The sequence below is a fragment of the Actinophytocola sp. genome (genome assembly GCF_036555685.1).
Lineage (GTDB): Bacteria > Actinomycetota > Actinomycetes > Mycobacteriales > Pseudonocardiaceae > Actinophytocola.
In genome coordinates this window covers 1-1,749 of sequence record NZ_DATBKY010000317.1, presented here as the reverse complement: position 1 = coordinate 1,749, position 1,749 = coordinate 1, and the positions used below count along the sequence as shown (strand labels likewise).

Sequence of the window (1,749 nt, the reverse complement as noted above, 5' to 3'; positions counted from 1 at the left end):
CCCGGCCAGTTGCTCGTCCCCTCCGGGCGCCGGCAAGGCGGTACGCCGGACGTGATAGCGGAGGTCGAAATCCGGATCGTCCACCCAGACCGGCCGCCCGAGGCGGAACGGCACCGTGCGGAGCTTCCGGCGGTAGAGGGGCACCAGCGGCAGGCGCCCGGCGACGAAGGTCAGGAACTCCTCGTGGGAAGGTGGCGGCCCCTCGAATACCGCGATCGAGGCGATCGCCATCGAGGTGTGCGGATCCTCGTCCTCGGCGTCGACGAACACTGCGTCTAGTGGCTTCAACCTGTCCATGGTGTCCTCGTTTCGTCATGCCGCCGCCCCGCCCGCCGCGACTGGCAGCTCGGCTCCTCAAGGAGCAACGTAAGCCGCGCGGAGCCCGCGGGCATGGGTCGATCGTCCCGCTCGGAGGAGGCTTTCGGCTCGAGCACACCCGGGCGATTCCGATCGATGCGGGCCCCTCGTCGCCGGGCTATGTACCCGGGATGAGGTCGATGACCGCGGCGTTCCCCGAGCCGGCCACGAGCAGGTTGATGACCGGAGTCAGCCGCCCGCACCCGGTGAACGGCGGCCGCTGGTACCGGCCGGCCAGGCGGCCGCCGCGTGCCATGTCAAAGCCGGGCCTGGAGCACAGCGGCACGACCGCGTGCGTGGCGGTGCGGCACGAGCCGCCGTCGATCAGCGTCCACCCGGCCAGGCGGACCGCGGTCAGCACCGCGTCAACCGTGACCGTCGCGGACATCCGCCCTTGCTCGTCGATCTGGCCGGCCACGGGGGCTTCGGCGTCGATCCGGACGGTGGCGCCGAACAGGCTGACACCGAGGACCTTCCGGGCGATGGCCGCCGGGCGCAGGACGAGGTCCCCGGTGAAATGCCCTGCGCCCGGACCTGCATGAACCGTCAGCGACCCGCGCAGCGGCACCCGCAGCGAGTCCCTGCGGACCGTGAGAAAGCCCCGTACCTCGTACGCGATGTCGCGCATAAGCCCGCCCGGTTCAGGACCCGCACGTCCAGGAAGTGGGTCGAGCAGGAGATGCACGGGTCGTAGTTGCGCACTGCCTGCTCGCATTCCCAGGTCAGCCGGTCGTGCGGCAAGTCGAGCCGCGGTCCGGCGAACTCGCGCAGGTCGGTCTCGATGACCCGTTGGTTCTGCGAGGTCGGGGGAACAATTTTCGCGTCGGTGATGGTGCCGTCCGCGATAATCCGGTACCGGTGGTAGAGCAGCCCGCGTGGCGCCTCGGTGCAGCCGTACCCGGTCGCCTCCGCAGGCGGCACGTCGATCGATGGCGGGTCCGGCGGCTCGTAGTGCTCGATGAGCCGCAGCGCCTCCTCGCACGCGTAGACGAGTTCGACGGCGCGGACGATGATGCTGCGGAACGGGCTGGTGCAGGTGGCGCCCAGCCCGGCGGCGCGGGCGGCGGACGCCGCCGCCTCCGGCAGGTGTCCGGAGTTCATGCTGTACCTGGCCATCGGCCCGACCAGGTATGTCCGGCTCCCGTCCAGCACCGAGTGCAGCGCCGTGGAGTGCGGCACCTGGAACTCGGTGAAGTTCGCGTCGTAGTCTTCGGCCGCGATGTCCAGGCCGCGGCTGGAGACGATCCGGTCGCCCATGACCGGGTACCCGGCGGGGTCGCGCAGCGCGACGAACTCGTAGTCGCGGCTGAAGTCCGGGAAGTCGAACGTCGCCACCCAGCGCACCGTGTCCAGCGCCGCCTGGCGGGCCCACTCCAGCTCGCCGGCGAGGCC

3 protein-coding genes are annotated in these 1,749 nt (G+C 71.0%); all 3 read right to left on the bottom strand.

All coding sequences use genetic code 11. The annotated features are described in order from the left end of the window. Positions 1-297: wax ester/triacylglycerol synthase domain-containing protein (locus VH969_RS34235; protein ID WP_331982416.1), on the bottom strand; the 297-nt coding region annotated here is incomplete at its 3' end. A gap of 178 nt (positions 298-475) precedes the next feature. Continuing rightward, complete coding sequence (locus VH969_RS34230; RefSeq protein ID WP_331982413.1) at positions 476-925, bottom strand: hypothetical protein; 450 nt, start codon at positions 923-925, stop codon at positions 476-478. Beyond that, positions 904-1,749: nickel-dependent hydrogenase large subunit (locus VH969_RS34225; protein ID WP_331982410.1), on the bottom strand; the 846-nt coding region annotated here is incomplete at its 5' end. The genes VH969_RS34230 and VH969_RS34225, both read right to left, overlap by 22 nt.